The organism is Deltaproteobacteria bacterium (assembly GCA_016218975.1).
Taxonomy (GTDB): Bacteria; Desulfobacterota; Deferrimicrobia; order Deferrimicrobiales; family Deferrimicrobiaceae; genus JAENIX01.
Genome location: JACRCO010000099.1, coordinates 1 through 3,055, shown reverse-complemented (window position 1 = coordinate 3,055; position 3,055 = coordinate 1). Strand labels below are relative to the sequence as shown.

Annotated in this window: 3 protein-coding genes; all 3 read left to right on the top strand. The window is 59.9% G+C overall.

Annotated features, from left to right (window positions below):
• Positions 1-12 precede the first annotated feature (12 nt).
• The gene (locus HY896_14185; GenBank protein ID MBI5577496.1) at positions 13-657 is read left to right on the top strand and encodes an ammonia-forming cytochrome c nitrite reductase subunit c552; all 645 of its coding nucleotides are present in this window, start codon (positions 13-15) and stop codon (positions 655-657) included.
• Positions 658-2,571, top strand: coding sequence for a hypothetical protein (locus HY896_14180; protein ID MBI5577495.1), 1,914 nt, complete (start codon positions 658-660; stop codon positions 2,569-2,571).
• Positions 2,572-2,618: 47 nt separating this feature from the next.
• On the top strand, positions 2,619-3,055 hold a 437-nt coding region (locus tag HY896_14175), incomplete at its 3' end, for a polysaccharide deacetylase family protein (GenBank protein MBI5577494.1).

The window sequence follows — 3,055 nt, the reverse complement described above, 5'->3', positions numbered from 1 at the left end:
GTGCGGCGCGACATGATCTGCGAGGCATGCCACACCGACGGAAAGGATACGAAGGCCGGAGGGCAGTTCCCCTTCCCCGCTCTTTACCGCCCGGGTGAGGACCTGGCGCTATACTTCACGGATTTTTTCGCCCCCAAGCCGAAGTCGAAGAAATGGTACTGGGGCACGATGGATTACAAGGAACGCCACAGGATGTTCCTGTTCTGGCAGTCGAAGTTCTATTCGACGACGCGCGCGTGCGACGTCTGCGGATTCGACCGCGGCATGACGGTAAGGGAGGAACGCTACATGTCCCGCGACGAATATTGCGGGACGTGCCACGGAAAGATCTACAAGCTTTCCACGTTCCATACCCGGCACGCGCCGCGGGCGGTGCAGTGCGTGGACTGCCACATGCCGCAGGTTACGAACGGCGGGGAGAAGTACAGCATCCACGATCACAAGTTCGATTTCTCGGGGCCGGAGATGTCCTGCTCTGAGTGTCACGAGGCAAAAGACGTCGAAGGGAAAAAAGCGTCGAACCACGATTTCCGCCTCGGCAGGGTGAAGGACCGAAAGGCGCTTACGCTCGAGGAATCATGCGTGAAATGCCATCCTGGCAAGGATATTCCGGCTATCTTGAAGGATTGGCGGGTCGTCCGGGGAGAGAGGAAATAAGTGGCTGAACAGGGCATCTCCGAGCACGCGCCCAAAGCATGGTGGGACCTGTCTCCGAAAAGGAGAAACCTGCTTTCGCTGGTTCTCCTGTTCCTGATATCGCTGGGCCTTCTCACGAAGATCTTCACGAGCGATTTCGGGACGCATATCGCGCTTGGCAGGCAGATCGTCGAAACCCGCTCGGTAACGGACAAGGAATTCCTGAACTACCCTTCGTTGGGGATGCGGAACGTCAACACTGTCTGGGGATTCCAGACGATCCTCTATCTCGTGTTCAGCGCGGGGGGAACCTACGGAGTATCTTTTTTCATCTGGGCGGTGGTCTTCGGGATATTGCTCCTGATCTATCGCTCCACCACGATTCGAGGGGCCGACCCGCTTCTCACGGTCGCGGCGATCTTCGCCTTTTCCGGATTTCTTCGCATACGCATCCAGCCCCGGCCCGAGCTCTTGACCTACCTGTTCATCGCGCTGACGATCTACCTGTTCAGCGAGTATTTCTACGGGACGAAGCGGAAACGCGTCTGGTTGTTCCCAGCCGTCATGCTCATCTGGGCGAACTTGCATTCCGCGTACCTGATCGGATTCATCCTGTGCGGGGCCTTCCTTGCCGACGCCCTCGCGCGCTCAATCTGGAACAGGCAGCACCAATGGCCGGTGCTTAAAGGGCTGCTTCTGGCTCCCGTGCTGTCCGGGATCGCCGGACTTGTGGTTTGCGGCCTGAACCCTTCGGGTTACGATTCGATCCTCGCCCCCCTGCAACTGTTGTCGAAAAGCGGCGGGACCGACCACGTGCAGATGATGATCTCGGAATTGACACCCGTGAAGGGGACGGGTTTCTACTCGTATTACAAAGCCGCAGCCGCTTTCGCCGCGGTGACGATCCTTCTCGGCGCGTTCGGACGCCGGCTCTACCTGCTTGATATTTTCCTCTTCGCGATTTCCTTCAAGGGAGCCTGGGATTCCGCGCGGGCGGTTTCCATGATGGGGCTCTTCCTTTCCCCCGGCGCGTCCCTGCAATTGACGGGATTCCTGGCAAGGATGGGGGAATGGCTCGTTCCGAAGGCCAAGGCGGCTGAAAAACCCAGGGATAAAAGGGACGCCAGGGAGAAGGGAAAAAAACGGGATCCGGGCAGGGAGAGCCGGAAGGAGGAAGGTGAGAAGGCGCGCAAGCCGGAGGCGCACCGCATCGCGTGGGGGAGGGTGGCCGTGACGGCGGTCACGGTCGTCGCGCTCGCGGCGTTCGGCGGCACGACCATGGTGTTTTCGTTCGGCCAGCTTCAGTATGGCGTCGGGCTCACGGAGCACAAGTTCTCGCTCGCGGCTGCGGAGTTCCTGAGGAAGAATCCCGTGCCCGGCAACATGTTCAACTTCTTCGACATCGGCGGGTTCCTCGACTGGCAGCTTTACCCCAAGGCGCTCACCTTCATCGACGGAAGGACATACAACGGCGCGGTCTTCATGGAGCACCAGACCGTGACGGCGGCGTTTCCGGGGTGGGAGAACATTCTCGACAAGTACGGGGTCACCTATATCGTCACCAAGGCGGTCGATTCGGCGGGAATGACATTGCCGATAATTCCCGCCCTTGCCAACAATCCGAACTGGTCGCTCGTATTCGCCGACGGGCTGTTCGTCGTGTTCGTACGGAACACGCCCGGGAACAGGGAGTACCTGCAAAAATTCTCCCTTCCCAAATCGATGCTTTGGCAGCAGGTCATATGGGAGTCGTACCATTACATGTATCTCGGCGTGAGCCCCGTCGTGGCCTATCAGAACATGGGCGCCATGTACGAGATAATGGGGAACTACCCGATGGCGGTCCGGTCGCTGCAAGCGGCTTTGCGGGAAGTGAACGATCCCTACATCCGCGCCAGGATCATGCAGCTCGAGCAGGCGAGCCGGGGAAGGTAAGCGGTATCGCCGCCCCAGGGTTTCCGGCAGGCCGAGGACGCAGTGTCATGATCAATGCGATCACCATCGACCTGGAAGACTGGTACCATCCCGAACTTGTCCGAAAGCATCTTCGGGACGATCCCCGGCCCCAGGCACGCCAATCCACCGAGAAGATCCTCCGCCTGCTTGACCGATACGGCGTAAAGGCCACGTTTTTCACCCTGGGGGATGTGGCGGAGCGCGATCCCGGCCTGGTCCGCCGGATACACGGGGGCGGGCACGAAATCGCCTCGCACGGAATGAGCCACATGCCGTTGTGGGAGCTGTCGCCGGGCGCGTTCGACGGGGAACTGGAAGCGTTCGGCAGGACGGTGCGCTCCATATTGGGGGATGACATCCCCATCCGGGGTTTTCGGGCGCCGACGTTCTCGCTGGACGAAAGCACCATCCATGCGCTTCCCCGGCTCGCGGAACACCGCTATCTCTACGACTCGAGCGTTTT

Bases quoted from the DNA above. Each gene is read 5' to 3' on its own strand.
- HY896_14185 (MBI5577496.1), top strand. From the start codon at position 13: ATGATCTGCGAGGCATGCCACACCGACGGAAAGGATACGAAGGCCGGA.